The sequence below is a fragment of the Pedobacter sp. Leaf216 genome, from assembly GCF_001421515.1.
In the GTDB taxonomy this organism is placed as follows: domain Bacteria; phylum Bacteroidota; class Bacteroidia; order Sphingobacteriales; family Sphingobacteriaceae; genus Pedobacter.
In genome coordinates, this window is the sequence record NZ_LMKM01000004.1 from 121,529 (window position 1) to 148,236 (window position 26,708).

At 38.6% G+C, this 26,708-nt stretch carries 19 protein-coding genes and 2 tRNA genes; 14 read left to right on the forward strand and 7 right to left on the reverse strand.

The genetic code is table 11. The annotated features are described in order from the left end of the window. The first annotated feature begins 1 nt into the window (after position 1). Positions 2 to 1,297 (forward strand): RagB/SusD family nutrient uptake outer membrane protein, encoded by a 1,296-nt coding sequence (locus tag ASE74_RS03675; protein ID WP_055904333.1) that lies wholly within the window; start codon positions 2 to 4, stop codon positions 1,295 to 1,297. A gap of 34 nt (positions 1,298 to 1,331) precedes the next feature. On the opposite strand, the gene ASE74_RS03680 is transcribed toward ASE74_RS03675, so the two are convergent. Further along, a complete protein-coding gene (locus ASE74_RS03680) occupies positions 1,332 to 2,078 on the reverse strand; it encodes a DeoR/GlpR family DNA-binding transcription regulator (RefSeq protein WP_055904336.1) in 747 nt (248 codons plus the stop codon). Positions 2,079 to 2,312: 234 nt separating this feature from the next. Here ASE74_RS03680 and ASE74_RS03685 point away from each other — a divergent pair, with 234 nt between their 5' ends. From ASE74_RS03685 to ASE74_RS03695, 3 genes are read left to right on the forward strand one after another with little or no spacing between them, the layout of a single operon-like run. Then, positions 2,313 to 5,396 carry a SusC/RagA family TonB-linked outer membrane protein gene (locus ASE74_RS03685; protein ID WP_055904339.1) on the forward strand — a complete coding sequence of 1,028 codons (3,084 nt, stop codon included), beginning with the start codon at positions 2,313 to 2,315 and terminating at the stop codon, positions 5,394 to 5,396. 11 nt (positions 5,397 to 5,407) lie between these two features. After that, positions 5,408 to 6,958 carry a SusD/RagB family nutrient-binding outer membrane lipoprotein gene (locus ASE74_RS03690; RefSeq protein WP_055904342.1) on the forward strand — a complete coding sequence of 517 codons (1,551 nt, stop codon included), beginning with the start codon at positions 5,408 to 5,410 and terminating at the stop codon, positions 6,956 to 6,958. Positions 6,959 to 6,979: 21 nt separating this feature from the next. Continuing rightward, positions 6,980 to 7,786: a DUF4397 domain-containing protein gene (locus ASE74_RS03695; protein WP_055904345.1), complete on the forward strand. Its 807-nt coding sequence runs from the start codon at positions 6,980 to 6,982 to the stop codon at positions 7,784 to 7,786. Positions 7,787 to 8,225: 439 nt separating this feature from the next. On the opposite strand, the gene ASE74_RS03700 is transcribed toward ASE74_RS03695, so the two are convergent. Beyond that, positions 8,226 to 8,828, reverse strand: coding sequence for a porin family protein (locus tag ASE74_RS03700; protein ID WP_055904349.1), 603 nt, complete (start codon positions 8,826 to 8,828; stop codon positions 8,226 to 8,228). A 262-nt stretch (positions 8,829 to 9,090) separates the two neighbouring features. Here ASE74_RS03700 and ASE74_RS03705 point away from each other — a divergent pair, with 262 nt between their 5' ends. From ASE74_RS03705 to ASE74_RS03725, 5 genes are all read left to right on the forward strand, one after another. Then, positions 9,091 to 9,306, forward strand: coding sequence for a hypothetical protein (locus ASE74_RS03705; protein ID WP_055904352.1), 216 nt, complete (start codon positions 9,091 to 9,093; stop codon positions 9,304 to 9,306). 180 nt (positions 9,307 to 9,486) lie between these two features. Next, positions 9,487 to 11,178, forward strand: a complete 1,692-nt coding sequence (locus tag ASE74_RS03710; RefSeq protein ID WP_055904355.1) for a S41 family peptidase — start codon at positions 9,487 to 9,489, stop codon at positions 11,176 to 11,178. A 28-nt stretch (positions 11,179 to 11,206) separates the two neighbouring features. Further along, positions 11,207 to 12,532 carry an alpha-L-fucosidase gene (locus ASE74_RS03715; RefSeq protein WP_055904358.1) on the forward strand — a complete coding sequence of 442 codons (1,326 nt, stop codon included), beginning with the start codon at positions 11,207 to 11,209 and terminating at the stop codon, positions 12,530 to 12,532. A gap of 212 nt (positions 12,533 to 12,744) precedes the next feature. Beyond that, entirely contained in the window at positions 12,745 to 15,003 is a 2,259-nt protein-coding gene (locus tag ASE74_RS03720; RefSeq protein ID WP_055904361.1) for a GH92 family glycosyl hydrolase, read from the forward strand. Positions 15,004 to 15,099: 96 nt separating this feature from the next. Continuing rightward, positions 15,100 to 17,706, forward strand: a complete 2,607-nt coding sequence (locus ASE74_RS03725) for a glycoside hydrolase family 2 TIM barrel-domain containing protein (RefSeq protein ID WP_055904364.1) — start codon at positions 15,100 to 15,102, stop codon at positions 17,704 to 17,706. A 1,018-nt stretch (positions 17,707 to 18,724) separates the two neighbouring features. On the opposite strand, the gene ASE74_RS03730 is transcribed toward ASE74_RS03725, so the two are convergent. From ASE74_RS03730 to ASE74_RS03740, 3 genes are all read right to left on the reverse strand, one after another. After that, positions 18,725 to 19,051 carry a 2Fe-2S iron-sulfur cluster-binding protein gene (locus ASE74_RS03730; protein ID WP_025141835.1) on the reverse strand — a complete coding sequence of 109 codons (327 nt, stop codon included), beginning with the start codon at positions 19,049 to 19,051 and terminating at the stop codon, positions 18,725 to 18,727. A 42-nt stretch (positions 19,052 to 19,093) separates the two neighbouring features. Further along, positions 19,094 to 20,104: an NAD(P)/FAD-dependent oxidoreductase gene (locus ASE74_RS03735; protein ID WP_055904368.1), complete on the reverse strand. Its 1,011-nt coding sequence runs from the start codon at positions 20,102 to 20,104 to the stop codon at positions 19,094 to 19,096. 295 nt (positions 20,105 to 20,399) lie between these two features. Beyond that, positions 20,400 to 22,526 (reverse strand): prolyl oligopeptidase family protein, encoded by a 2,127-nt coding sequence (locus tag ASE74_RS03740; RefSeq protein ID WP_055904370.1) that lies wholly within the window; start codon positions 22,524 to 22,526, stop codon positions 20,400 to 20,402. Positions 22,527 to 22,722: 196 nt separating this feature from the next. Here ASE74_RS03740 and ASE74_RS03745 point away from each other — a divergent pair, with 196 nt between their 5' ends. Beyond that, positions 22,723 to 23,472: a UDP-2,3-diacylglucosamine diphosphatase gene (locus ASE74_RS03745; protein WP_055904373.1), complete on the forward strand. Its 750-nt coding sequence runs from the start codon at positions 22,723 to 22,725 to the stop codon at positions 23,470 to 23,472. Positions 23,473 to 23,661: 189 nt separating this feature from the next. Here the strand turns inward: ASE74_RS03745 and ASE74_RS24670 are convergent, their stop codons facing one another. After that, complete coding sequence (locus ASE74_RS24670; RefSeq protein ID WP_157255334.1) at positions 23,662 to 23,805, reverse strand: hypothetical protein; 144 nt, start codon at positions 23,803 to 23,805, stop codon at positions 23,662 to 23,664. A 170-nt stretch (positions 23,806 to 23,975) separates the two neighbouring features. Here ASE74_RS24670 and prfA point away from each other — a divergent pair, with 170 nt between their 5' ends. The 3 genes from prfA (at position 23,976) to ASE74_RS03760 (ending at position 25,495) form a co-directional block, all read left to right on the forward strand. Further along, positions 23,976 to 25,049 (forward strand): peptide chain release factor 1, encoded by a 1,074-nt coding sequence (gene prfA, locus ASE74_RS03750; RefSeq protein WP_055904375.1) that lies wholly within the window; start codon positions 23,976 to 23,978, stop codon positions 25,047 to 25,049. 103 nt (positions 25,050 to 25,152) lie between these two features. Beyond that, positions 25,153 to 25,226, forward strand: a tRNA-Asp gene (locus ASE74_RS03755). 195 nt (positions 25,227 to 25,421) lie between these two features. Beyond that, positions 25,422 to 25,495, forward strand: a tRNA-Asp gene (locus ASE74_RS03760). 73 nt (positions 25,496 to 25,568) lie between these two features. On the opposite strand, the gene ASE74_RS03765 is transcribed toward ASE74_RS03760, so the two are convergent. Next, on the reverse strand, positions 25,569 to 26,126 hold the full coding sequence (locus tag ASE74_RS03765) for a GIN domain-containing protein (RefSeq protein WP_055904379.1): 558 nt from the start codon (positions 26,124 to 26,126) through the stop codon (positions 25,569 to 25,571). Positions 26,127 to 26,438: 312 nt separating this feature from the next. Between ASE74_RS03765 and ASE74_RS03770 the strand changes: the two genes are divergently transcribed. After that, positions 26,439 to 26,687, forward strand: a complete 249-nt coding sequence (locus ASE74_RS03770; RefSeq protein ID WP_055904382.1) for a hypothetical protein — start codon at positions 26,439 to 26,441, stop codon at positions 26,685 to 26,687. Positions 26,688 to 26,708 lie beyond the last annotated feature (21 nt).

Genomic DNA, 26,708 nt, shown 5'->3' on the forward strand with positions numbered 1-26,708 from the left:
TATGAAAATTTTAAGAAACAATATTTCGACAAATATAGCCTGTTTAACGCTTTTGTTAACATTGTGCCTCGCCTCTTGTACAAAAGAATATCAGGATCCTTCAAGGGCCAAAACAGATGTGGCTTTGGGCACACAGCAAGGATTAACCGCCGTGGCAATTGGTTTGCAGCGCGTGTACACTTTAACCCGTACGGGTGTAATGTTCAATTCTGTTGCTGCAAATGGTTTTGTAACCAACGAGTTAAGGTTACTTAATTCAGGAAATATTCCTGAATTGCAGTTAAGTACCGGGGGAAGTACTGTAGATGGAACCAATACAATTCTATTTAATCTTTGGACAAGCGCCAACAAAATTATCTACGATGCAGATTTGGTTATTGCCAATGCCAATAACCTGGGTGATAAGGGTTATGCTTCGGGGTTGATTGCTTATTCGAGCATATTTAAGGCTCTGGCCATTGGAAATATGGCGCAATACTGGGAGAAAATTCCTGATGGAACAGGTAAAAATGTAGCTTTTATTACGCGTTCTGCAGGTTTTACAAAAGCAATCGCGGTGCTTGATAATGCTTTAACCGTTATTGCTGCGAATCCAATTTCGACAAGCTTTTTAACCAATGTTCCTGCTGATGTGAATATTATAAATACAATTCACGCTTTGAAAGCAAGGTATGCACTTTTTTCAGGAAATTATGCGCTCGCTTTAACAGAGGCAAACCTGGTAGATTTAACAAAGCCATCTTTTTTTAAGTTTGATGCTACCTCACCAAATATTTTGTTCAGTATTATTTCTTCAAACAATGTTTTTCAGCCGTTAAATGCAAATTTCGGTCTTACCGGAGCAAATATTCCTGATGCGGCAGATAAAAGAATTGCTTTTTATACTGTACTTGCAGGTAGCCCTCAAACATTGCGGATGAACGGTTTTGCTGCGGCAACGGCAACACCGTTTCCTATTTATTTACCAGGAGAAATAACCTTGATTAAAGCGGAGGCACTTGCGCGGCAATCCGATTTACCAAATGCATTAATTGAATTAAATAAAGTAGTAACAAAAACAACCGATCTGTTTGGTGTTGCTGCAGCACTGCCACCCTTGGTAGGGCCTTATACACAGCAACAATTGTTAGATCTTATTTATAAGCACCGTTCGATAGAATTATATGCTTCGGGCTTAAAACTGGAAGATATGAGGAGATTTAATCAGCCTTTGACCGATCGTAAGCGAAATTTCTTTCCATATCCTTTTCAGGAAAGGGATAACAATACCAATACTCCTGCCGATCCAACATTCTAAAAGAAAGGGTCCCGATTTAAAATCGGGACCCTTTTTATAAAATATTCAATTCTTTTTCTTTATAACGGAAAAGCGATTCGTGGGCATTATCCAATTCAGTTATCAAATAACTAATGCTTTCTATCGGGCAAACCCTTAACCTTAAAGCAATATCCAGTTTTTCCGAAATACAGAGTACGGCTGTTCTTTTTGCGCAGGCCAACATGGCCTTTTTAAGTTGATTAATTTCCCAATATGTATCTGTTAAGCCTTCATCAGGGTGGATGGCACTGGTGCCCATCAAGCATAAATCGGCCTTTATTTCTGATAACTGTGTAATTACCTGACCGCCATAAGTAACCTGCGAATTTTTAGAAAATAATCCTCCAATCAAAATTACCTCAATATTATTGTACTTGGCCAATTCTACTGCAACCAGCGGACTAATGGTAAAAAATGTGGCAGATAATCCTTGTGGAAGTAATTTTACCAATTCTAAAATCGTGGTGCCTCCTCCGGTTAAAACTACCATTCCATCTTTTATTAACTGAATGGCTTTTTTGCCAATCGCAATCTTACTTTCTCGGGCATAAACAGTACTGTCATCAAAAGAACTGTGGTAGGATTTAGATAAAGCACCTCCATGTACCTTGTAAAGTAGGTTTTCGTCAACAAGCTCCTGTAAGTCTCTTCTAATGGTATCTTCCGAAACATTTAGCAACTGCACCAGATCGGAGGTTAAAACCCGGTTGTGCAGGTTAATCTGGCGCATGATGAAATCATGTCGTTCTTTTTTCAGCATAAGTAGTGTCTGGTTTTAGAACGAATGTATAAAAGATTTTTAGATTTTTTTAATGTGCGTGTTTTTGCGTGTTATTGCGATAATATTTTTGTTACGCCTTGCTAAATAGTTTGTTAAATAGTTTTTTTATTCTAAAACAATTGTGATATTAGCATAAAATGCGTTATTGTGCGTGTTTTAGTAACTAACTAACAACAACTAAACAATCTTTATCCCTAACTAAACAGGCAGTTTATGAAAAAAAAACTACTACTAATTTTTATTGGTACGTTTTTGTTGCTGGCTCATGCCATAGCGCAACAAATAACCATTACCGGTAAGGTTACATCAACTGATGGGCCTATACCAGGTGTTTCCATCCGAGTAAAAGGAAGCACTACAGTTGCACAAACCAACGCTGAAGGAAACTATGCTATTAAGGCCTTAAAAACAGATGTGCTAACCTTTTCTTACATCGGTTATAGAACGCAGGAAAGAGCAGTTGGTGGTAACACAACTGTCAATATCGTTTTGGCCAGCGATGCGAGTAATTTAGAAGAGGTGGTGGTAACAGGGCAAGGTATTACACGTAATAAAAAAGCATTGGGCTATTCTGCCCAAACGCTCAAAGGTGCTGAAATTGCCGATACACAACGCGATAATTTTTTAAATGCGTTACAGGGAAGGGTTGCCGGCGCAATTATAACGCCTACAACTGGCTTACCAGGCTCTTCATCGCAAATTATTATTAGGGGCGGTGTTTCGCTTGATGGAGATAATCAGCCATTATTTGTGGTAGATGGTTTGCCAATTTCCAACAAAACATTTTCTGATTATAACTTGGTTGGGCAGGGTAGTTTTAACCGCACCAACGATTATGGTAACCGCGTAATGGATATCAACCCTGAGGAGATCGAATCTGTAACCATCTTAAAAGGGCCAGAAGCTGCTGCATTATACGGAACCGAGGGGGCGTCTGGTGCAGTAGTTATTACTACAAAAAAGGCTAAAGCAGGTACGGCCAGAGCCACTTACAGCAACTCATTCCGTGTGGAAAATATTTATCGTTTTCCTGATTATCAAACTGTATATGGTGGTGGAGCAGGTGGTATATTCGACGAAGAAGTTAGAACAAGAACTTATTTTGGTGCTAAATACCCAGAGAGATTACCTGTATATGATAACCTTCAAAATTTTTATCAGACTGGTTTTACTCAAAAACATAATGCATCTGTAGAAGGTGGATCTGAAAAGCTATCGGTAAGAACCAGTTTAGGTTACACGGATCAAAAAGGTTATATTCCTGGTACTGGCTATAACAGTTTAAACTTTAAACTAAGTGGGGTTTCCAAAATCAGCGATAAGTTAAGTCTCAACGCTTCAGTAAATTTCATATCATCTAAAACTGATAAAACATACAGAGGCGTTGGTAGCCCTATGTTAAGTTCTTTATCATGGCCCCGGGTAGATGATATGCGGAATTATATTGATCCGCAGACAGGTGGAAGAAGGATTTTGGGATCAAGTTTGGGAGCTGAGCTCGACAATCCATACTGGGGGGTGAACAAAAATCCAAACTATGATAAGCTAAACCGCATTTTAACTAATGTTGGTTTAGATTATACTCCTGCTAAATGGTTCTCCGTTACCGGTAGGGTAGGTGCCGATATGTTTACGCAAACCGGGTTATCTGCCTATCATCCCCAATCATATGCCTCTAATGTAAGTGGAACAGTATATTCAGGCGGTGCTATAAATACCTATCAGGATGTAAAGCGATTATTCAATGCCTCGCTTGTTGGTACATTTAGAAAAGACTTTGGTAAGTTTAAACCTATTTTAAGAATCGGTGGAGATTTAACTGATGATGATGATGCTACCAACGCACAATTTGGTACCCGTTTTTATGAGCAAGACTACTATAGTATAAACAATACCGACCCAACAACGCAACGGGTTGCTTATTCTGATTTTATTAAACGTAAAGTTGGCGGTTTTGCACAGGCGGAATTAGGTTATGATGAATTTCTTTATCTAACCTTAACTGGCCGCGAAGATATCTCATCAACACTTCCGAGCAAAAACAATAGCTTCTTTTATCCGGCAACATCCTTGAGTTTTGTATTTTCAGAATTGCCAGCTGTTAAGACATTAAATTGGTTGTCATTTGGAAAATTAAGAGCATCATGGGGGCAATCTGGTAAAGATGCGAGAACGGCTTACATCACAAAAACAAAACTTCTTGCACAAACCACAACCGGTGGCGGTTTTGCAACAGATGTAACAGCAGGAAATCCTGATCTGGTAGCTGAGTTTACAACATCAAAAGAGGTGGGTATGGAATTGGGATTTTTTAACAACAGGTTATCTTTTGATTTTTCTCTTTATGAAAACCTTTCAGATAAACAAATCACGGCTCCTCGTTTAAGTTATGCAACTGGTGCAATATTAGGTTATATCAATAGCGGTAAAATTAGAAACAGGGGTTTTGAGCTTCTTATAAAAGGAACACCAATTAAAACGCAAGATTTTTCTTGGGATATTTCCGCAAATATTTCACGCAATCGTGGTTACATCCTGTCACTTCCGGCCGGTCAAGACGTTTTTTATCTGTCTGATACCTGGTTAACGGATGATGTAAGGGCACAATATACCGTTGGCTCATCAATATCAGCCTTTGCAGGGCAAAATTATCTGCGCAATAATGCGGGCCAAATATTAATAAACCCTGTTAATGGCATGCCTATCAGAGATACAAATTTTACTCCTATTGGTGATCGCGCTCCAGATTTTGGTGCTGGTTTAACAAATAGTTTCACCTATAAAAATTTCAACTTATCGTTCCTTTTGGACATAAGAAAAGGGGGTGATATCTACAATGCTACAGAAGAATATCTATACCAAAGGGGGCTATCTAAGCTGAGCCTAGATCGTGAAACTCCTAGAATTATTGAAGGAGTTTTTAGAGATGGTTTGGAAAATAGTGCCAACCCAACAAAAAACAACATTGTAGTTATTCCTTACATCACCACAACTTACTATTCTACTTATTTCAACACTGCCGATTTTCTTCAAAAAGATATCAATTGGATAAGATTGAAAGATATTACTTTAAGTTACAACCTTCCGAAAAGTTTGTTTGCCAAAAGCCGGGTGGTCAAAAATGCCAGCGTTTTCTTTACAGGAACAGATTTGCTTCTGATTACTAACTATAATGGTGTAGATCCTCAGGTAAACGGACTTAATGCATCTTCAGGTGGTTTAGGTGGATCGGGTATTGATTATGGCTCTGCAGGTCAGCCAAGAGGTTATAATTTTGGTCTTAAAGTTGGTTTTTAATTAAAATTGAAATGAAAAAGATATATATATTATGTGTTGCTTTAACAGTCTTGATCGGATCAGGTTGTAAAAAGTATTTGGATATTAATACCGATCCGGCAACACCGCAAGATCCAGAAAGCAGAACCTTAACCCCGCCGCTTTTTGCACAAATGGAGCGTGGGGTGCAATTTGATTCGAGGTATTTAGGAGGCGTTGTACAATACTTTGGAGGGGCTGTAAACGTAGGGGAATCTCATGGATGGATTCCATCAAGTGATTCTGGCGGTGAGATATGGAGAACCAATTATTATGGTTTAGGAGCCAATTTAAACTTGATTATAGATAAATCGACCGCTAAATCAGAGTGGAATTATGTAGGTTTAGCGCAGGCGTTAAAAGCCTGGAGCTGGCAAATTACCACCGATTACCATGGTGAAATTATTCTTAAGCAAGCCTTTGAGCCTAATCGATATGTATTTGATTACGATTCACAGGCAGATGTTTATGCCGAAGTTGTTAGGTTGGCTAATCTTTCAATAGCTAACTTTAGTAGAACCGATGGTACCGGAACAGTTGGTAAATTGGCCCCGGCAGATTTAATATATGCTGGCGATAATGCCAAATGGATTAGGTTCAATTATGGAATACTTGCAAGAAATGCAAATAACCTGATTAATAAAGCGAACTACGATCCGGCAAAGGTTATTGAGTATGTTGATAAATCATTAACTGGCAATGCTGATAACTTTATTGTACCCAATTTAGGTACAACAGCTGCAAATGGTAATTTCTTTGGACCGCTAAGAGCAAACCTGGCATCCTATCGCCAAACAAGAATTATTGTGGGTTTACTTGACGGAACTTATCTTGTGGGAACAAAGAATGCGGTTATCGATCCGCGTAGAAATAACATGATTACCGCCTCTGCTGATGGTGAATTCCGAGGTACTGCTCCAAATACCTCAGATGCAGGAACTGTAGCTGCCAAAAATCAAATTCCAAACCCATGGGGAGTTTTAGCATCTGCTAACCCCGGTGCTACGTTTGGAAAATACCTGTTTAAAGATAACGCTGGTTTTCCAATCATGACCTATGCTGAAATGCAATTTATTAAAGCCGAAGCAGCTTTTAGAAGCGGTAATACCACATTAGCGTTAGATGCATATACAAAAGGAATTTCGGCCAGTATTGATTTTGTTAGTGCTTTAGGTACAGCAATTACCTCTGCTGATAAAACAGCATATTTAACAAGTGCCGCTGTAAAACAAACGCCAGCAACATTAACACTAAAAGATATTATGCTGCAAAAATACCTTGCGCTTTATGCTTATGGATTTGTTGAAACCTGGAGCGATTTGCGTAAATACAATTACTTTGATGGCGATTCTAAAGGTAATAATCCCTACTTAGGCACGTTCTTTTTTCCTGCTTCATTTTATGCAGATAACGGAGGCAAACCGATACAACGCTATCGCCCGCGTTACAATTCAGAGTACATTTGGAATTTAGAAGCATTAAAAAAAATTGGAGGCGATCAGCCTAATTACCATACTTTTAAAATGTGGTTTTCTCAACCGTAACTCACGCTTAAATAAACAAAAATGAAAAAGATATTATATTTAGTTGCGGTGGCTACAGTATTGCTTTCCGCATGTAAAAAACAAGCTCTGGTAGAAAATACCGTATATGAAAAGGTTGCCCCCGGCGATCCTAAGTATGCATATGTAAAAATTCTGAATGTTACACCAAGCAGTCCAACTGTTAATTTTTTTATAGATGGAACCAAGTTCTCCGCCGGGTTGTCATCATTAGGAGTTGAAAATGCTGGGTATAATTACGCTACCGCCACATCATTGTTCCCTGACCTTGGTTATGCTATTACTTCACCAGGATCGCACAAGTTGACCGCAAAAATTATAGCAAGCGCTACTGCTGATGCTGGTTTAGAAGTATTTAATTCGCAGATAACGCCACAGGCAGGAAAATATTATACAATATTTACTACCGGGCAGTACAATACCACAGCAAAGCAAATCCCTTCATCATTAGTGGTAGAGGATATAAAGCCTGCATTAGATACCTCAAAAGTTTTTTTGCGTGTTATTAATGTATATAACGGGGGGCCAAATATCGATTTGATTAAAGGAGATCTTCCTACAGGGCCTAAAATTGTTTCAAACGTAGCTTATGGAACATCTTCTGCCTGGGCGGAGGTGCCAAGTCCGGGGTCAGGGGTAGCGCCAAGTGTTAAGTATCTTTTGTACAACACCACAAGTGGTGGGGCTGTTATTGCGGGTACATTAACACTTTCGTTATCAAAAGGCAGGGCTTATACACTTTATTTGAAAGGCGTTGCAGGCAACTCGGCTTTTCTGCCTACAGTTACCGCTTATACCACTTTTTATTAATTAAAACTGTCTCAATACCAAGAGGCTGTATCATAAAAGTAATTCTTCGTCATGTTGAGCTTGTTGAAACACTATAAAAGATGTTTAACAAGGCCTTCAACAAGTTCAGGATAACAAATCTATAATATGATATAGCCTCTTTTTTGCCCTAATTCCACAATACCAAATTGCGATGGAATTGATGACACTTGGAAAATTACAGGTTCTGATTACTACCTAATGCAGAATATGCCGTATATACCAGGTTAGGATCACGGGTATTTTACTCAAAAGCCTGCACTAAAAAATTTAATGTTAATTATGACGGTCAACCCCTTCCAACGAGCGTTTATTACGATTTATAGATTTAAAAAACGAATGTTGTAAACTAAGTGGAAGTTTAATAATTTTAAAATAATAAAGGCAGTTGAACCGCAACCGCCTTTATTAATATATGTTATTACAAAATCTTAAATCCTAAACTCAGTTGAAATAAATTAGGTTTTTGGCTGTATTTTTCACTTTTACTAATGTTTGATAAGCCCGCCTCGTAGCGTAAATCAACCGAAATATTGCCTACATCTACTCCTGCACCAGCCTGTAAGCCCAAGGCTTGGTTTTTGTAATTGTCGAAATCTGTAGCTTGCTGGTAAGCAGAGCTAAACGATGAGTTTTCATCCAGAATAAATGAAATAACCGGACCGGCCATTAAGCGGAAATTTAGGTTTTTAGCTCCAAACTTTGTTCCAAGTAAAACAGGAACATCCAATGTGGTAAATTTCACTTTTCCTTCAGCCTGAACTTCATTTCCATTATCTTGCTGAATGCTGATAAATTTGTTGCCTTTACTGCCGATATAGGCTTCAGGTTGCACATAAAAACTTGCACCACCAATACGCGCCCATGCACCGATCTGGTAACCCAAACGGTTTTCTTCACTTGCAAAATCTGCATTTAACTTAGCTAAATTTACGCCTGCTTTAACGCCAAGGTTAAAAGTTTGTGCCTTTGATGTTGCCCAACCCAAGGTTAGGAAAACAATAGAGAAGATGATTTTTTTCATGTTGTTTAATTTGCTTTTTTAGGGATTTTTGAGCCATAAATCAGGCATAATACCATATTTAAGTGCTATAATTAACTGTTTTTGGCTCATGTTTAACATTTACACTTATTGTGATTTTACACCTGATTTTGTTCTATAACGCGGTTTTAACACAATTATCGTGCAAAAATAAAGCGCGAATCTCCACTTTTTTTGTCACTTCACATAAAAACGCATCAACCTGAACAAATATTTTTTACTTTTGCATCAAATAAAATATGCCATGGCTAATTTTCAACTCACTTCAGAAACTGCATTTAAAGTAAAAACCAAGTTCTTAAGGAAATACCGCGACCTTGCCAACGAACCCTTGGAATTTACGCCAGGCAAAGAAGATCAACTGGTTGAAGATTTAATGCGTTTGGTTAAGCGCGACCGTACCTATGTCGAATTTACCATTCAAAAGGCCCTGGCAGATACCAAAGGAAACAGATTGTAGTCAACTCAGTACTTTAACCTCCATAATTAGCGTAACGCTTAATTTACGCTTGCCCCAAATAACCTGTTTTTAATATTTGCCGCTTTTTGTACATTTACGTTTGTACATTCAATAAATCATCCTTCAGGCAGACAGGTATTTCATTTTACCTGCCAAAGCGGAATATAAAATACATAAGGAATGAAAAAACTAAAATATGGTCTTTTAGCGGCTGGCTTTGGCCTTGCTGTAGTATCTTTTTCATTCAAAGAAGATTTATTTCTGGTTTCTAAAAACCTCGATATTTTTGCCTCGCTTTATAAAGAGATCAACATCAATTATGTTGATGATACCAATGCCCCGCAATTGATGAAAACTGGTATTGATGCCATGTTGGATAGTCTGGATCCGTATACAGAGTATGTTCCCGAATCGGAAATAGAAGATTATAAACTCAAATATGTAAGTACACAATATGGCGGTATTGGAGCAAGCACTGTTTTTATCGATGGAAAATTGTTCATTAATGATGTGAGTGAAGGTTATCCGGCTAATAAAAGTGAAATTAAAGCCGGCGATCAGATAGTGAGTATAAACGGAATCGCAGTAAAAGGGAAAGACCGTGCAGAAATTAGCCAGCTACTACGCGGACCTAAAGCAACTGCAGTAGATTTGCTGATGATCAGAAATAGCAAGGAAATCACAAAAAAGCTCATTCGCGAAGAGATCAAACAACCCAATGTTTCTTATTCGGGCATGGTTGGCGAGGGTATTGGCTACATTAAACTTGATAAATTTCTCGAAAATTCCGGTCAGGAAGTGAAGGATGCTTTGTTGGCTATTCAAAAAGAAAACCCTAAAGGTGTAGTTCTTGATTTAAGAAATAACGGTGGAGGCATATTGCAGGAAGCTGTTAAAATTGTAAACCTGTTTGTCAATAAAGATCAGCTTGTGGTTACCCAAAAAGGTAAAAATGTGGAGAAAACAATCACCTACAAAACCCTGTCTGCGCCAATAGCGCCTTCGGTTCCGTTGGTGGTTTTGGTAAATGGCAACTCTGCTTCCGCTTCAGAAATTGTGGCTGGGTCGCTACAAGATTTAGATCGGGCCATTGTAATCGGTCAGCGCAGTTATGGTAAAGGCCTAGTACAACAAACTTTTAATTTGCCATACAACAGCCTGGTTAAAGTAACTGTGGCCAAATATTACACCCCATCAGGCCGGTGTATTCAAAAATTGGATTATGCGCATAAAAATGCCGAAGGAGTAGCCGAACGTTTTGCAGATTCTACCATGGTAATGTACCAAACAAAAGCCGGCAGAAATGTTTACAGTGGCAATGGTGTATACCCTGATGTGGTAGTTGATGCAGCTAAATTAAGCCCGATTACCATTTCGATGATTAATAAAAGCCTTTTCTTTAACTACGCAAACCAATATAGAAAAGAAAAACCAGCTTTGGCTTCTGCAAAAACCTTCCAGCTAACCGATGCTGATTATAACACTTTTGCCAGCAGCCTTGCAGATAAAGACCTCGCTTATCAGAGCCGCACCGAAAGATTACTTTCTGACTTGCGTTTAGAGGCTGAAAAAGAAAATAAATCCGCTGAAGTAAAAACCGACCTCGAGAACCTGAAATACAAACTTACATCCTCTAAAAAAACTGACCTGGTAAGCCATAAGGCAGAAATTAAAAGAGTATTGGAAACACAGATTGTGAGCCGTTATTTTTATGAAAAAGGCAGGATAGAGCAAAGTTTTCAGTACGATAAAGAATTGGCTGCGGCAAAAAACCTGTTTACCAACCAAGCACAGATTTTAGCCATTTTAAAAGGAGATGGAAACTATAAAGTAATTGGCAAACCAACCAAAGCTACAGCATCACTAGACTAAAATCTAACCAAAATATAAGCTTCACCACATGAAAAAATTTGTAATAATAGGATTGTTACTATTGCTTGGCATACAGTTGAAAGCACAAAATTACATACCCGCAGCTGCTAATTTGAAACAGCGCGAATGGTTTAGTGATGCCCGTTTCGGCTTGTTTATCCATTGGGGCCCTTTTAGCATTCCGGGTAGTGGCGAATGGGTAATGAATGAGCGGAAACTCACTGTTCATAATTATACAAACCTTAAAGATTTTTTTAATCCAATTGATTTTAATGCCGAAAAATGGGTAACCATGGCAAAAAATGCCGGTATGAAGTACATTACGCTGATTACAAGGCACCATGATGGCTTTAGTATGTGGGATACCAAATATTCTGATTTTAACATCATGAATACACCTTATAAAAAGGATATTGTAAAAATGATGGCCGATGAATGCCATAAACAAGGGGTAAAATTATACCTGTACTATTCATTACTGGATTGGCGCAGGGAAGATTATCCACATGAAACCGGCCGCACGGGGCAGAGTTCGGGTAGAACTGGCAAAGGCGATTACGCAAGTTATTTGCAGTTTATGAAAAATCAGTTAACTGAATTATTAACCAATTACGGCGAAATAGGCGGGATCTGGTTTGATGGGCACTGGGATCAGACTGAACCAGAGGGATCAAAAGACAGAACATCAAGAATTGACTGGAAATACAATGAAATTTACGGTTTGATACACAAACTCCAACCGCAATGTATGATTGGGAATAACCACCACCTTACACCTTTTGCCGGAGAAGATTTTCAGATGTTCGAACGTGACCTTCCCGGTGAGAATAAATCAGGTTTAAGTTTTCAAAAAGCATCAGATCAATTGCCACTCGAAACCTGCGAAACGATATCAAATTCGTGGGGTTATAATTTAAGCGACACCTATTATAAATCCAATAAAGAATTGGTGCACATGTTGGTTAAAGCTGCAAGTTTAGGCTCCAATCTTTTGCTGAACATCGGCCCGATGCCGAGCGGTAAAATTCAGCCTGAGTTTCAAGACCGATTAGCAGGTTTAGGCGATTGGCTTAAAATGTATGGCGAAAGTATTTACGGTACCAAAGCAGGCTTTATAAAGCCACAAGCATGGGGAAGCGTTACGCAAAGCGACAAAAAAATTTATATCCATATAGTAGATGGTAAAACGGCAAAGCTAGATTTGGAAAACTTTCAGGTAAAAAAAATCAAAAAAGCGTATTTGTTAAAGGATAAAACCCCGGTAAACTACACACTTAAACAATCCAAATTAACGATTGCCACAACTTTAAATGCCGATGAACCCGATCAGGTAATTGTTTTAGAGATTGGATAAGAGGTCGTTTACCTGTGTAATCGTCCTTTCGAGCGAAGTGCTCAGATAAGCTAAATCCAATGATGATAAATCTCTCTTTCGATTTAACATCAAGACTGCGTTTCAGTTGAAATGACGGACATTTTATATAATTCTTTCCCTTTTTATGAGAATTAATCATAAAACGTTTTACTTTTAGATTTTTAAATCTATCGTAGGAAATTATAACACACATGCAGTTCAGAAAAATCTCATCTATTCTACTTCTAACCGCCTCTCTATTTACACTTAATGTCACTGCACAGCAGAAAACAAAGCTTACGCAATATGTAGATCCATTAATTGGATCAGCAAAACATGGTCACGTTTTCGTTGGTGCCAATGTTCCGTTCGGGGCTGTTCAGCTTGGGCCGAACAATATTTTTGAAGGTTGGGACTGGTGCAGCGGCTATAATTACATCAGCAATACCATTACCGGATTTGCCCATACCCATTTAAGTGGAACAGGAATTGGCGATTTGGGAGATATTTCGATTATGCCTGCCACTGGTAAAATCATTTTAGAAAAAGGAAAAACAGCCGATGATCAGCAAGGTTATCTTTCTAAATTTTCGCACCAAAATGAAGTAGCTAAAGCTGGTTATTACAGTGTATTACTTGATAGATACCAAATCAAAGCCGAATTAACGGCTACAGAAAGAGTTGGTTTCCACCAATATACCTTTAAAAAAAGCGCTGAAAATCCACATGTTATTATCGATTTAATTGAGGGCATAGGTTGGGATGCCCCGGTATCTGCCTCTTTAAAGCAAATAGATGCCACTACCATTGTTGGGCACAGAAATTCTAAAGGATGGTCTAACGATCAACGTTTGTATTTTGTAATCAAGCTTTCGCAACCAATAAAAAACATTGCGCTATATGATAGTACAGTTGTAAAAAGCGGATCATCACTAACAGGCAAAAAATTAAAGGCAATTGTTACTTTTAACGCCCTTAATGCTGAAAAGTTACAAATTAAAGTTGCCTTGTCGCCAGTTAGTGCAGAAAATGCAATTTTAAATCTAAAAACCGAATTACCAGGCTGGGATTTCGCTTCTACAGTTAAAAATGCCGATGCAAAATGGGAAAAAGAGCTATCTAAAGTTAAAATTGAGGCCTCAACCACTACTAAAAAAGTATTTTACACGGCGTTATACCATACTATGATTGCACCATCATTATTTAATGATGTAAATAAAGATTATTTGGGAACTAATAAAAAAGTTTACAGAAAGGCCAATTTTAATAACCTCACCACCTTTTCATTGTGGGATACTTATCGCGCAGCCAATCCGTTGTTTACCATTTTACACCAGGATAAAGTAAGCGATGTGGTAAATACCATGTTGACCATTTACAAACAACAAGGGAAGTTGCCGGTTTGGCACTTAATGGGCAGCGAAACTAATACCATGGTGGGCTACCACGCTGTGCCGGTTATCGTTGATGCCTATTTAAAAGGGTACCGCGGATTTGATGTTAACCTGGCTTATGAAGCAATTAAACAATCGGCCATGCAAAAAACAGATGGTATTGAATACATTCAGGAGCTAAAACATATTCCGGCTGATAAGGTAAATGAATCAGTTGGTAAGGCTTTGGAGTATGCTATCGATGATTATTGTATAGCGCAAATGGCTAAGGCATTGAATAAAACAGCCGATTACAATTATTTTAGCAAAAGATCAAAATTGTACAGCTTATATTTCGATCCAAGCGTTCAGTTTATGCGTGGCAAACTGGCCAACGGAACCTGGAGAACCCCTTTCGATCCTTTTTCATCAAAACACCGTGAAGATGATTATGTAGAAGGAAATGCCTGGCAATACACCTGGCTGGTACCTCAGGATGTAGAAGGACTGATTAAGCTTTTTGGAGGAGATAAACCTTTTATCAATAAACTGGACTCGCTATTTACCTTACCTTTGGATTTAGGAACCAATGGCTCACCCGATATTAGTGGGTTGATTGGTAATTATGCACAAGGAAATGAACCCAATCACCACATTACCTATTTGTATACATATGCAGGCCAGCCATGGAAAACTGCAGATCTGATCCGTAAAATAGACCATGATTTTTATTCATCAAAACCAGATGGGTTGTGTGGCAATGAAGATGTAGGGCAAATGAGTGCATGGTACATTTTTACTGCAATGGGATTTTATCCTGTTAACCCCGCAAATGGAGCTTACGTTTTTGGAACACCTTTGGTTAACGATGCGGTTATTTCGCTGCCTGGGAATAAGAAATTTAATATAAAGGTTGTAGGTAATAGTGCCGGGAATAAGTATATTCAGAAAATTGTGCTGAATGGAAAACCATATACTAAATCGTATATTTTGCATAAAGCCATAACTGCTGGTGGAAATATGCAAATTTATATGGGCAATAAACCATCTGCAACATGGGGCGTAAAACCAGAAGACAGGCCGATATCCGGAAAATAATTCTAAAGCAAAATACAGAAGTCGGGATAAGTTTAACCGACTTTTGTATTAAAAATTAGCCACAACAATAATTATCAATTATAAGATCTCAAATAAATGAAGAAACTATTTCTACTTCTTTTACTCTGTTCGGCTTTCATTGTAAATGCTCAGCAGCGTTACGAATTAAATTCTGGCTGGGTGTGTACCAATATTAAAGATGCACAATCAAACGGTGCTGAAATTTCTAAATCGGGTTTTTCTCTTAACAATTGGATGCCCGCAACCGTTCCCGGTACAGTATTAACCACTTTACTGAACAACAAAAAAGTACCTGATCCTTTTTATGGGATGAATAATGAGAAAATTCCAGACGTTTATAAAACCGGAAATGATTATTACACCTATTGGTTTGTAAAAGATTTTGAAGAGCGCGCTGTGGGTAACGAACAGGTTTGGCTGCAGTTTAGAGGAATAAATTACAAAGCCGAAATTTATTTAAACGGAAAAAAAGTTAACCCTAAAACCCAGGTAGGTATGCACCTTAGGGCGCAGTACAACATTACCAAACTATTAGCTGCGAATGGAAAAAACAGACTTGCAGTGATTGTTTATCCACCAGATTTTCCGGGAAATCCGAATGGAGGCCAAGGTGGCGACGGTACCATTGCCAAAGGCCTTACTACACAATATACTGCTGGCTGGGATTGGATCCAACCCACCCGAGATCGTAATACGGGCATTTGGGATAAAGTGACCATCGAGAAAACAAAAAATATCAATATCCAAAATCCTCAGGTAATCACTTTGGTTCCGGGCAAGCGTTTACCAGAAGGGAAACAAAACCCTGCAACTGTTAAAGTTTCAATTGAAGTAGAAAACCCAACAAATCAGGCCGTTTCTGGAACTTTACAGTATCAAATTGCCGGAAAGTTGATTAAACAACCTACCACCATCGCAGCGAATAAAACAGCAACAATTAAGCTGCCTGATTTACAGCTCGAAAACCCTAAATTATGGTGGCCAAGCGGATATGGAGCACAAAACCTGTACGATGTAAAAATCGAATTTGTAGCAGCCAATCAGGTATTAGACCAAGAGCAGCTTAAAGTGGGCGTGCGCCAGATTGATAATATCTGGAATGAGCACACCAAAAGCATGGGTGCCTATGTAAACGGACAAAAAATTTTTATTAAAGGTGGCAATTGGATTATTTCTGATGCGATGCTCCGCTTTAGCGACGCCCGTTACGATGCAGAAATACGTTACCATAAGGATATGAACCTCAACCTGATCCGCATTTGGGGAGGAGCAATTTTAGAAAGACCTGAGTTTTATAATGCATGCGATAAATATGGTTTGCTTGTATTTCAGGATTTTTGGTTCAGTGGCGATTGCAATGGCCGCTGGGTAGATCCAATGAAGAAAGAAGACCAATGGACGCGTAGAAATTATCCTGATGACCATAATTTAACCTTAACAGCCATTGAAGATCAGATCAAAATGATCAGAAACCACGCTTCACTTGCATTTTGGTGTGGAGGGAACGAAATTACCCCGCCTGAAGATATTTTGGAGCCTTTAAAAAATGATATTCTGCCCCGATTAGACGGCACAAGAAAACTTTTCGATTTTTCAAACAGTGATGAAATGTCTTTAAATTCTATCGGTGGGAACGGTGATGGTCCGTACGGGATACAGGATACTAAAACTTTTTGGGGCACCAGAACATTTCCTTATAACTCTGAAGTAGGCTCGGTAGGGGTGGGCGATTATGTATCTTTGCTTCGCTTTATCCCTAAAGAAAATCTGGTTGCGCCACAATACAAAGCCAAGCCCGATTCGGTATGGGATTACCATAAATACATCTCTTATGAGCAATACCTTAACCCATATGGTAAGCCAAAAAGTGCTGAAGATTTTGCCATGAAGGCACAATTGGCCAATTACGATCAGTACAGGGCTTTAATGGAAGGTTTCTCGAATAAAATGTGGGATTGGTATACCGGTTCCATCATCTGGAAAACGCAAAACCCGTGGACGGCCATGCGCGGGCAGATGTATGATTATTATCTTGATCCTAACGCCTGTTTATATGGTTTAAGGAAAGGAAGTGAGCCGCTGCATGTAATGATGAATCCTTTGGATAGTATGGTTACCATTGTGAATAATGGTTTTGGTACCAAAAACAACCTGATGGTACAAGCCAAAGCTTACGATATGGATGGCAAAGATTACTTTTATTCACAGGTATTTAATTCAATCGGGCCATCTTCGGTGAGAAGACTTTTTCCTATGAACGAGTTCTTAACCAAGTTGGATAAAAAGGAAGGTGTATTTGTTTCCTTAAGAATTCTAGACCAGAAGCAGAACATTTTAAGCGAAAACATTTACTGGCTCCCAGGAAAAGATGGTGAGTATTCAGGATTAAAAAATATCAAAAAAGCACCGTTAAAGGTGACAGCGACTGATCAGAAAAATGGTCAGGTAGCGGTTACGCTGAACAATGCAAATGGGAATCCTGTGGCGTTTTTTAACCGCGTTGCTTTAATTAACGCCAACACCGGCGAGCGCATATTGCCTGCGTTTTATGATGATAACTACGTGAGTATTTTACCAGGAGAAAGTAAAACCGTAACTGTAGAATATACAGGAAAGCAAAATAATTTGGCGGTAGAAGTATACGGCTGGAATGTAGAAAAGCAGAAAGTAACTATTCAATAAATTGCCATCCAGACCTCGCAGGTTTTTAAAACCTGCGGGGTTTCTGATAAAGATTTTGTTAGTCGGGATTTACTCCTGAAGTGTAAGCTTATTCTCATCGTTTTTGGAAAATGATGGGTTCTGCATCAATCGCACTTGTAGCCCTGCTATCATTTCAAGTCCTCACTCGTTTCTCGCTGTGGGCTTTTCGTTTTATCAGGTTTAATAACAAAGGCCGCTGCTTCAAAACCCGCGAGGTCTTAAATTGCGATGAATTCGCATTAGGGATTGTAAAGGTTCAGTATTGATTTTTCATCGGTACCGGAGTAAAGCTTTGAAAGCCCGACACGCTTTCCTGATTCATCTTATCATGTGGACACACCTTTGATATGGGTTTTTAGAGGTTATGCTATGTTGCTTTAATAATACACAGGTCTTACCGAAGAACGCCCGTCAATCCCAAGTGGCAGGAAATCAAATAAAAGGTGCAGAATTGAACAAATAGCACTACCAAACCTGAAACGCAGTCTTTTAGTGTTCATAAGAGATGAGTCAAAACTTTAACGTGAATTGAACACAAACCCCGAAGGGCTCAATCAGCCCAAAGAAAACACAAACAAAATCTGATTAAACAAAGTGCCACTGTTTTTGGTGAGCTTGGGTGATGAGAAGCCACATTGTCGGATTGACAAAGCGCTTTTGGTACTTTGGCACTACAAAGTACCATGCGCCGGGCAAAGAGCGGAAAAAAAATGATATTGTGTGCCTTCTTAATGAATCAAGGCCAGCTGATAGCAGGAAAGATGCTGAAATAAATCCGATAGCTATCGGATCAGCATGATGATCGCCTTAGGCCAAAGGAACTAAAAACAAATCGAGATTAAACAAGACGTGCCCGCACGATAGGATTCATCAGAATTAGGTAACGCCCAAATCATTGTGTAATTTCTATTAACCATTTACAATTCGCTGGGGTGATATAAAAAAAGAAAGGCGACACTTAGTGGTATCGCCTTTTCTCTTAAATATGTTTTACAACTTAGCTTACGCCGTGTAATTTCACTTTTAATCCGTCCATATTGTTATTTAACTGCAGTTGGCAGGCTAAACGAGAATTTGGCAACAAATCTGGCAAAGTATCTAACATGGCATACTCATCGTCTGTCATTTCGTTAAGTTTCTCTTCACCTTCCAACACATCAACGCAGCAGGTAGCACATAAAGCCATTCCGCCACAGGTAGCCAGAATATCATATTCTGATGCTTTTAAAAACTCCATTAGGCTTAAGCCCATGTCTGTTGGTGCAACGTGTTCAGTAACCGAGCCATCCGGCTCTTGCATGTATATATTAATGTTGTTTTCCATTTTTTAGCTTACTTATATTGATTCACAAATATAGTAGAAAGCTTAAAATTCTGAAACCCCGTTTACGGTTGTATATTTCATGGTATATTTCACGCCTGGGTTCATGTAAGAATAAGCACTATGGCTCATTAATGCCGCCTCGTGGAAACCACAAAGAATCAATTTTAATTTGTTGGTGTAGGTATTGATATCACCAATAGCATAAATACCGGGGATGTTTGTAGAATAATCATCAACATTAACCTCAATTGCACTTTTATTAATGTTAAGGTTCCAATCTTCAATCGGACCTAATTTAGGACTCAAACCGAACAATGGAATTAAATGATCAGCTTCAACAACCGTTTTTTCCATGGTGCGGTTTTGAACAATTTCAACTTGCTCCAACTTATCAGTTCCCTGTACAGCCTGAAGGTTGCTATTTAAAATCAAATTAATTTTTCCACTTTCTGCCAATGCCATAACTTTCGAAACCGAATCCGGGGCACCACGGAAACTTTCGCTTCTGTGCACTAAAGTAAGTTCAGAACAAACTTCTGCCAGGTAAATGGTCCAGTCTAAAGCAGAATCGCCTCCACCTGCAATCACCATTTTCTGATCGCGGTATTTCTCAGGATCAAGGATCATGTAGTTTACACCTTTACCGTTTTCAAATTTCTCTAAATTTTCTACAGCAGGTTTACGCGGCTCAAAGCAACCTAAACCACCGGCAATTACCACAACTTTAGCTTCGATAACGGTACCCATATTTGTTGTTAAAACGAAATCTGCTTCGCCACGCTTCTCTAAACCTTCAATACGCTCGCCCAAAGTAAACGTTGGATGGAAAGGTTTTGCCTGCTCCATTAAGTTATCGATAAGTTCCTGAGCCAACACAGAAGGATAGCCTGGGATATCGTATATCGGTTTTTTAGGATAAATTTCAGACAGCTGACCACCAACCTGAGGCAGGTAATCAATTAAATGGCAACGCATTTTTAATAAACCGGCTTCAAAAATGGCAAATAAACCAACCGGACCAGCGCCTATTACGGCTATATCAGTAGTGATCATTAAAAAAAATTTGACGCAAAGTTACGAAATAAAGTATTATCAATTCTGCTATTTAGAAATATTCTAGATAATTTTGCAATCCGATTATATTCAGTATTTTATATTCTATTATTTAACAAAAAGCAAAAGTTAAGGGTTTTTGATGGTTTAAAGCAAATTATAATTGGTCTATGGATTTAGTGGGATTTGTTTATTTTCGTCATTTAGTCATGCTGGATTTATTTCAGCACCTGTTTAGCCATTCAGACTCTGATCCCCGATGTTTAAATCGGTCCATGGTGACAATGCATAATTTTTACCAACTCATTCCTAAATTCTGAAATACAAAACTCCATATATCAGCTGCTTCTTCAATCATTTTGGTAGTTGGCTTGCCTGCACCGTGGCCTGCTTTGGTTTCAATTCTAATTAAAACGGGATTTTCACCTCGGTATTTCTCCTGTAAGGTTGCGGCAAATTTAAATGAATGTGCAGGTACCACGCGGTCGTCATGATCGGCAGTGGTGATTAAAGTTGCAGGATAATTAACACCGCTTTTTAGGTTATGCAATGGCGAATATTTAATCAGGTAATCGAAATCTTCTTTTTTATCGCTGCTTCCATATTCCACTGCCCAGCCCCAGCCAACGGTAAATTTGTGGTAACGGAGCATGTCTAAAACGCCAACGGCAGGTAAGGCTACTTTAAACAGATCGGGTCTTTGCGTCATACAGGCACCAACCAATAACCCACCATTTGAACCACCAGAAATGGCAATTTTCGATGGATTGGTGTATTTTTCTTTTACCAGGTATTCTGCTGCGGCAATAAAATCGTCGAAAACGTTCTGTTTTTTTGATAACATCCCCCCTTTGTGCCAGGCTTCGCCATATTCGCTTCCGCCACGTAAGCTTGGTTGAACGTAAATGCCACCACGCTCTAAAAACAACATTCGGGATAAACTGAAGCCAGGCGTTAAACTAACCTGGAAGCCACCATAAGCATAAAGATAAACCGGGTTGTTGCCATCAAGCTCAATCCCTTTTTTATGTACAATAAACATGGGTACTTTTGTACCATCTTTCGATGGATAAAATACCTGTTTGGTTTCATAATTGTCGGTATTAAACTGTAGTCCCGATTTTTTATAAAGAGTTGATTCTGATTTGTTTAGGTCATAGCGATAAATTGCACCGGGAGTAGTAAAATTAGTAAAAGTGTAAAAAAATTCTTTATCTTCTTTATACCCACCAAAACCATCAACAGTTCCAATTGCTGGTAATTTTACATCTCCAACTTTTTTGCCTGTTAAATCAAACTGAACAATGTTGGTACTGGCATCTTTTAAATAGGATGCCCAAAGAAAACCTCCACCTGTACTGATGCCTTCAAGAGGCAGTTTAGCTTCAGGAATAATTTTCTGCCAGTTTTTAGGATCTGCATTTTTAGGATCTACCAAAACCACCTGCTTATTTTCTGCGCCTAAGTCGGTATTTAGCAATAGTTTATCACCTGTATTATCCACAACATTATGGTTGTTTTCATATCCTTTAATCAGCGGTTCAATTTTGCTTCCCTGTAATTTTAAATCCTGATAAAATAATGCATTGCCCGAAGTACCTGCGCTGGCATATATCACCAAAAAGCGTTCATCTTCAGTTACATTGGCCCCTAAATATAAATTTGGATTGGTTTTATCTTCAAAAATCAGTTGGTCGTTTTGTTGCTGATCCCCTAATTTGTGGAAATATACTTTTTGGTATTTGTTGGCCGCAGAAAGGTCGGTTCCTTGAGCCGGTTCGTCGAATTTGCTGTAGTAAAAACCATCTCCTTTCCATGCTGCTCCAGAAAATTTAGTCCATTTTAACTCATCCGTTAATTTGGTTTTGCTGGCAATTTCCATCACATAAATATTGCTCCAGTCTGATCCCGCTTGTGCAACCGAATAGGCCAGGTATTTTTTATCGTGCGAAAAACCCAGCAGCGAAACCGCTGCAGTTCCATCTTTTGTAAGTTTATTCGGATCGAGAAAAACTTCTTCTTCGCCATCTAACCCCTTTTTTATAAACCAGATACTTTGGTTTTGGAGTCCGTCATTTTTTGTGAAGAAATAATATTCGCCAACTTTAAATGGTGCGCCTTCTTTGGGGTAGTTCCATAATGCTGTTAAGCGTTTTTTGATGTCGGCACGGAATGGAATTTGTTCAAGATAATTTTGGGTAACCTTATTTTCGGCTACAACCCAGGCTTTAGTTTCTGCTGAGGTATCGTTTTCCAGCCACCTGTAAGGATCGGCTATTGTAGTTCCGAAGTAATTATCTTTTGTGCTGTCTTTTTTTGTTTCAGGGTATTTCATCAATGTTATTTTTTCTGCAGGTTTTTTGCCTTGGTTACAGGCAAACAGACTTAATGCAAATAAGCCTAATAGAATTTGTTTTTTCATCTTAAGATAGATTTATTTACTAATATATGTTTTTACCTTCGGGTTGATTACACTGATTAAGGTATTTTGAGCTTTAGTCTTTCTTCTTTAGTCTTTGGTCTTTCAGCTTTCTGCTTTGGTCTATCTTCTTTAGTCTTTCTGTCTTTCAGCTTCATCTCTAGTCTTTCAGCTTTTTTTCCTTTACCTTTGAAAATCCATGGCAAAAAATATTTATTTCGCTTCCGATTTTCACTTAGGCACACCAAATAATGCTGAAAGCCGTGCACGTGAGGAGCGGATTGTAAGCTGGTTAAATTTTATTGAACCCAATTGCAGCGAGCTGTTCTTAATGGGTGATATTTTCGATTTCTGGTTTGAGTATTCTAAGGTAATTCCTAAAGGTTTTATTCGTTTGCAGGGTAAGTTGGCTGCCATGGCCGATGCCGGAATAAAAATCTACTTTTTTAAAGGAAATCACGACATGTGGGTGCGCAGTTATTTTACGCATGAAATTGGGATGGAAATAATAAGTGATGAGCTGATTATAGAAAGGGGTGGAAAGAAGTTCTATCTACATCATGGCGATGGTTTAGGCCCCGGAGATAATAAGTACAAATTTTTAAGGAAAATTTTCAGGAGCAAACTTTGTCAGTGGTTGTTTGCCCGTTTGCACCCAAATTTAGGTATTGGTATTGCTAACGGATGGAGCCAGGGAAGTAGGGCTGCACAAACCGAAGAAGAAGTTTTTTTAGGTGAAGATAAAGAATGGCTGGCCATTTATGCCAAAGAGCAATTACAAAAAGCACATTTCGATTATTTTATTTTCGGGCACAGGCACCTGCCTCTAGATATTGATTTGGGCAAGGGAAGTCGCTATGTGAACATAGGGGAGTGGCTTAGCTACAAATCTTATGCGGTATTTGATGGCGTAAATTTGAAACTGGAATATTATAATCCAAAGGTCTAATTGTTAAGCTCTTTTTTTGGAAGGTAAACCTGTAGCTTTTTTAAATTTTCGTCGGGCTTTTTATTATAGTGTCGATGCTAATTTAGTGCCGATTTATCGGTAAAGAACCGGGAGCTGTCATTCCATCCGATAGCTATCGGATCCCGTTTATTTACGCGGTTGGGTGTTGGTATTTGGGGTTGTATAATGCTAACTGTCGTTTGTTTCTAAACCCGATAGAAACGGAAAGCCCGGAGCGAAGCATGAGTGAGGACTTGAAGTGATAGCGGGACTATCGGCTGCCATGTTTACAGAACTGTTCATTTCCAAAACTTTTACATCTAATTTTTGCATTTCCGGCTAATAGTTAACTTCTCGGATTTACTTGCCGTAGATTAACGATAAAGCACTTCAAACAATTAACCCTTTCATCCAAACAAACTAATTCAGCTTTTTTCCTTATTTTTGCATTTCCTAATTTTTAGCCTTCTGCTGCTAATCAGGAAATTTCAACAAGAATAAATATGTTAGATAAATTAGAAGCTATAAAGCTGCGTTGGGAAGATGTGGAAGAATCGTTGAGTAACCCGGATGTAATTCAGGATATGAAACGTTTTGCGGCTTTAAATAAAGAATATAAAGACTTAGGCAAAATTGTAGATGAATATAAAATCTACAAAAATGTAATGAGTAATATCGATGCCAATAAAGAAATTTTAGCTACTGAGAAAGATGCCGAAATGCGTGAAATGGCAAAAGAGGAGCTCGATCTTTTGTTAAAGCAACAGGAAGAGATGGAAAGCAATATCCGTTTGATGTTGATTCCTAAAGATCCGGAAGACGCTAAAAATGCTGTATTTGAGATTCGTGGCGGTACCGGTGGCGATGAAGCCGCTTTATTTGCAGGAGATTTATACCGTATGTATACCCGCTATTTCGAAACCAAAGGCTGGAAAGTTGAAACTGTTGATGTAACGGAAGGAACAGCCGGGGGTTACAAAGAGGTGATTCTGAAAGTAAATGGAGATGATGTTTATGGTCAGTTAAAGTACGAAAGTGGTGTACACCGTGTACAGCGTGTGCCAGATACAGAAACTCAGGGGCGTGTGCATACCTCAGCGGCATCGGTAGCGGTTTTGCCAGAAGCAGAAGAAATCGATTTATACATTAATCCTGCGGATATTGAGTTGCAAACTTCACGCTCAGGTGGTGCCGGTGGTCAGAACGTAAACAAGGTAGAAACAAAAGTGCAGTTAACACACAAACCATCGGGTATTGTTGTGGTTTGCCAGCAGGAACGTTCTCAATTGGGTAACCGTGTAATTGCGATGGAGATGTTGCGTAGCAAGCTCTACGATATCGAATTGCAGAAAAAGAATGGAGATATTGCTGCCAAGCGTAAAACAATGGTGTCAACAGGAGATCGTTCGGCTAAAATCAGAACATACAATTATCCTCAGGGCCGTGTAACCGAACACCGCATCGGATTAACGATGTATAACCTGCCAAGCATAATGGATGGTGACATTCAGGAGATTATTGATGCGCTTCAGTTTGCTGAGAATGCAGAAAAGATGCAGGAAGGCGCTGTAGGATAAGGAGTTAAATATTTTTGAAAAAAAAGTTTGCGAATTAAGATATAGTCTCTATATTTGCAACCTCGAAAGAGACAAGAGGTTCTAACTTTAAAGAGGAACAAAAGGAGTGGTAGTTCAGCTGGTTAGAATGCCTGCCTGTCACGCAGGAGGTCGCGGGTTCGAGTCCCGTCCATTCCGCAACAAAAGCCTTAACTTGAAAAAGTTGAGGCTTTTTTGTTTAAAAATCATTTTGATTAAAATATTTAGAATGAGGTTCAGTGTGTTACGTAATAATTGATTAAAAAGACGGTTATTATAGTGATAAACTCAATATTGTATCTATATTTGCAATCCCGAAAGGGGAAGAGGTTCTAGCTTTAAAGAAGAACAAAAGGAGTGGTAGTTCAGCTGGTTAGAATGCCTGCCTGTCACGCAGGAGGTCGCGGGTTCGAGTCCCGTCCATTCCGCAATAAAAGCCTTAACTTGAAAAAGTTAAGGCTTTTGTTTAATCAGTTTCAATACAACTACTTCAGTATTCAACTATTTAGTCAATTGTGTTTGTAATACAGCAAATTGATCGAAGGTTAGTTTTGGGTGCTTATCCATCAAAAGAAAATGTGTATCTGTGTTTCCCTTTAAATAAAGTGTTGATTGATCATAAATTGCGGTATAAAGTCCTTGGCTTGTGGTATAAATGTTAGCGTTTGCATTTCCCTTTAAAATAATCTGGAGAAATTTCGTCGCCAATATTCCATCAGTGCTTACTGTAGCATTATCTTCAGCTTCAATTCTATAAATTTCAGCTACATAAACAATCAACTTGCCTGTTGTTGGCCCGGTTCCAGTGATGTTAAGTACATCACCCTGTTGTGTTATTCTTGCTTTTCCTTCATTGTCATTAGCATAAGAAATACCAATCTCCGACCGCTGGATCAGAACTACATCAACATTTCCTTTGATTATGATTTTTCTGAAGGGAGAAACCCTGTCAGTTTTAATGGGTTTGTTTTCTGCGGCTTGGGTAGCGATCGGAAAAATATAAGTTAATAATAAAATAATGACTGTTGTCATTGCAATTTGGTTTTTGATGAGTTTCATGATATATTTCTGTTTAAATAATTTGTTTACGATACGGGCTGCTATTCTTAGGATAGGTCATGTCGTTTAGATCCATGTTAACTAAGGAAATGCCAAAAGAAATAATACGAATTAAAATGTTGATATACAGATAATTAAACTATTTTTTCAAAAATCGAAGTGTTCATTATCGGACATTCTGTAAATGGAAATGAACGGTATTATTTAGGAATAAATTTCAAATCAGCTGCTCGCAATGAAATTGTATCGTATTTTTTATAAATTGACGTACTAATTCACTATTACTTGATCATCATCTAAGAAACATCTATAATGCATACCATTTTACCTTTTCTGCTTGCCATCATCGCAATAATTGTATTATTGAACATGTGGGCCACCAAGCTTAAAATTGCTTACCCGATTTTATTGGTAATTGGAGGATTGGTAATTAGTTTTATACCCGGACTACCAAAAGTGAAAATTGATCCAAACCTGATCTTTTTTATTTTTCGTGCGCCGGGCATGGCAATCGACTATAGGGTTCAAGTCCCGAACACGCTTAGCAGTAGGAAGTGTTAGCTCGAGACAAGGGTGTCGTGG

What these genes read in the sequence shown, in the direction of transcription:
- ASE74_RS24670 (WP_157255334.1), bottom strand. Translation starts at nt 23,805, where the DNA reads ATGCAAAAATTAGATGTAAAAGTTTTGGAAATGAACAGTTCTGTAAAC.
- ASE74_RS03765 (WP_055904379.1), bottom strand. Translation starts at nt 26,126, where the DNA reads ATGAAACTCATCAAAAACCAAATTGCAATGACAACAGTCATTATTTTA.
- ASE74_RS03675 (WP_055904333.1), top strand. Translation starts at nt 2, where the DNA reads ATGAAAATTTTAAGAAACAATATTTCGACAAATATAGCCTGTTTAACG.
- ASE74_RS03745 (WP_055904373.1), top strand. Translation starts at nt 22,723, where the DNA reads ATGGCAAAAAATATTTATTTCGCTTCCGATTTTCACTTAGGCACACCA.
- ASE74_RS03700 (WP_055904349.1), bottom strand. Translation starts at nt 8,828, where the DNA reads ATGAAAAAAATCATCTTCTCTATTGTTTTCCTAACCTTGGGTTGGGCA.
- ASE74_RS03705 (WP_055904352.1), top strand. Translation starts at nt 9,091, where the DNA reads ATGGCTAATTTTCAACTCACTTCAGAAACTGCATTTAAAGTAAAAACC.
- ASE74_RS03695 (WP_055904345.1), top strand. Translation starts at nt 6,980, where the DNA reads ATGAAAAAGATATTATATTTAGTTGCGGTGGCTACAGTATTGCTTTCC.
- ASE74_RS03725 (WP_055904364.1), top strand. Translation starts at nt 15,100, where the DNA reads ATGAAGAAACTATTTCTACTTCTTTTACTCTGTTCGGCTTTCATTGTA.
- ASE74_RS03685 (WP_055904339.1), top strand. Translation starts at nt 2,313, where the DNA reads ATGAAAAAAAAACTACTACTAATTTTTATTGGTACGTTTTTGTTGCTG.
- ASE74_RS03730 (WP_025141835.1), bottom strand. Translation starts at nt 19,051, where the DNA reads ATGGAAAACAACATTAATATATACATGCAAGAGCCGGATGGCTCGGTT.
- ASE74_RS03710 (WP_055904355.1), top strand. Translation starts at nt 9,487, where the DNA reads ATGAAAAAACTAAAATATGGTCTTTTAGCGGCTGGCTTTGGCCTTGCT.
- ASE74_RS03715 (WP_055904358.1), top strand. Translation starts at nt 11,207, where the DNA reads ATGAAAAAATTTGTAATAATAGGATTGTTACTATTGCTTGGCATACAG.
- ASE74_RS03735 (WP_055904368.1), bottom strand. Translation starts at nt 20,104, where the DNA reads ATGATCACTACTGATATAGCCGTAATAGGCGCTGGTCCGGTTGGTTTA.
- prfA (WP_055904375.1), top strand. Translation starts at nt 23,976, where the DNA reads ATGTTAGATAAATTAGAAGCTATAAAGCTGCGTTGGGAAGATGTGGAA.
- ASE74_RS03770 (WP_055904382.1), top strand. Translation starts at nt 26,439, where the DNA reads ATGCATACCATTTTACCTTTTCTGCTTGCCATCATCGCAATAATTGTA.
- ASE74_RS03680 (WP_055904336.1), bottom strand. Translation starts at nt 2,078, where the DNA reads ATGCTGAAAAAAGAACGACATGATTTCATCATGCGCCAGATTAACCTG.
- ASE74_RS03740 (WP_055904370.1), bottom strand. Translation starts at nt 22,526, where the DNA reads ATGAAAAAACAAATTCTATTAGGCTTATTTGCATTAAGTCTGTTTGCC.
- ASE74_RS03720 (WP_055904361.1), top strand. Translation starts at nt 12,745, where the DNA reads ATGCAGTTCAGAAAAATCTCATCTATTCTACTTCTAACCGCCTCTCTA.
- ASE74_RS03690 (WP_055904342.1), top strand. Translation starts at nt 5,408, where the DNA reads ATGAAAAAGATATATATATTATGTGTTGCTTTAACAGTCTTGATCGGA.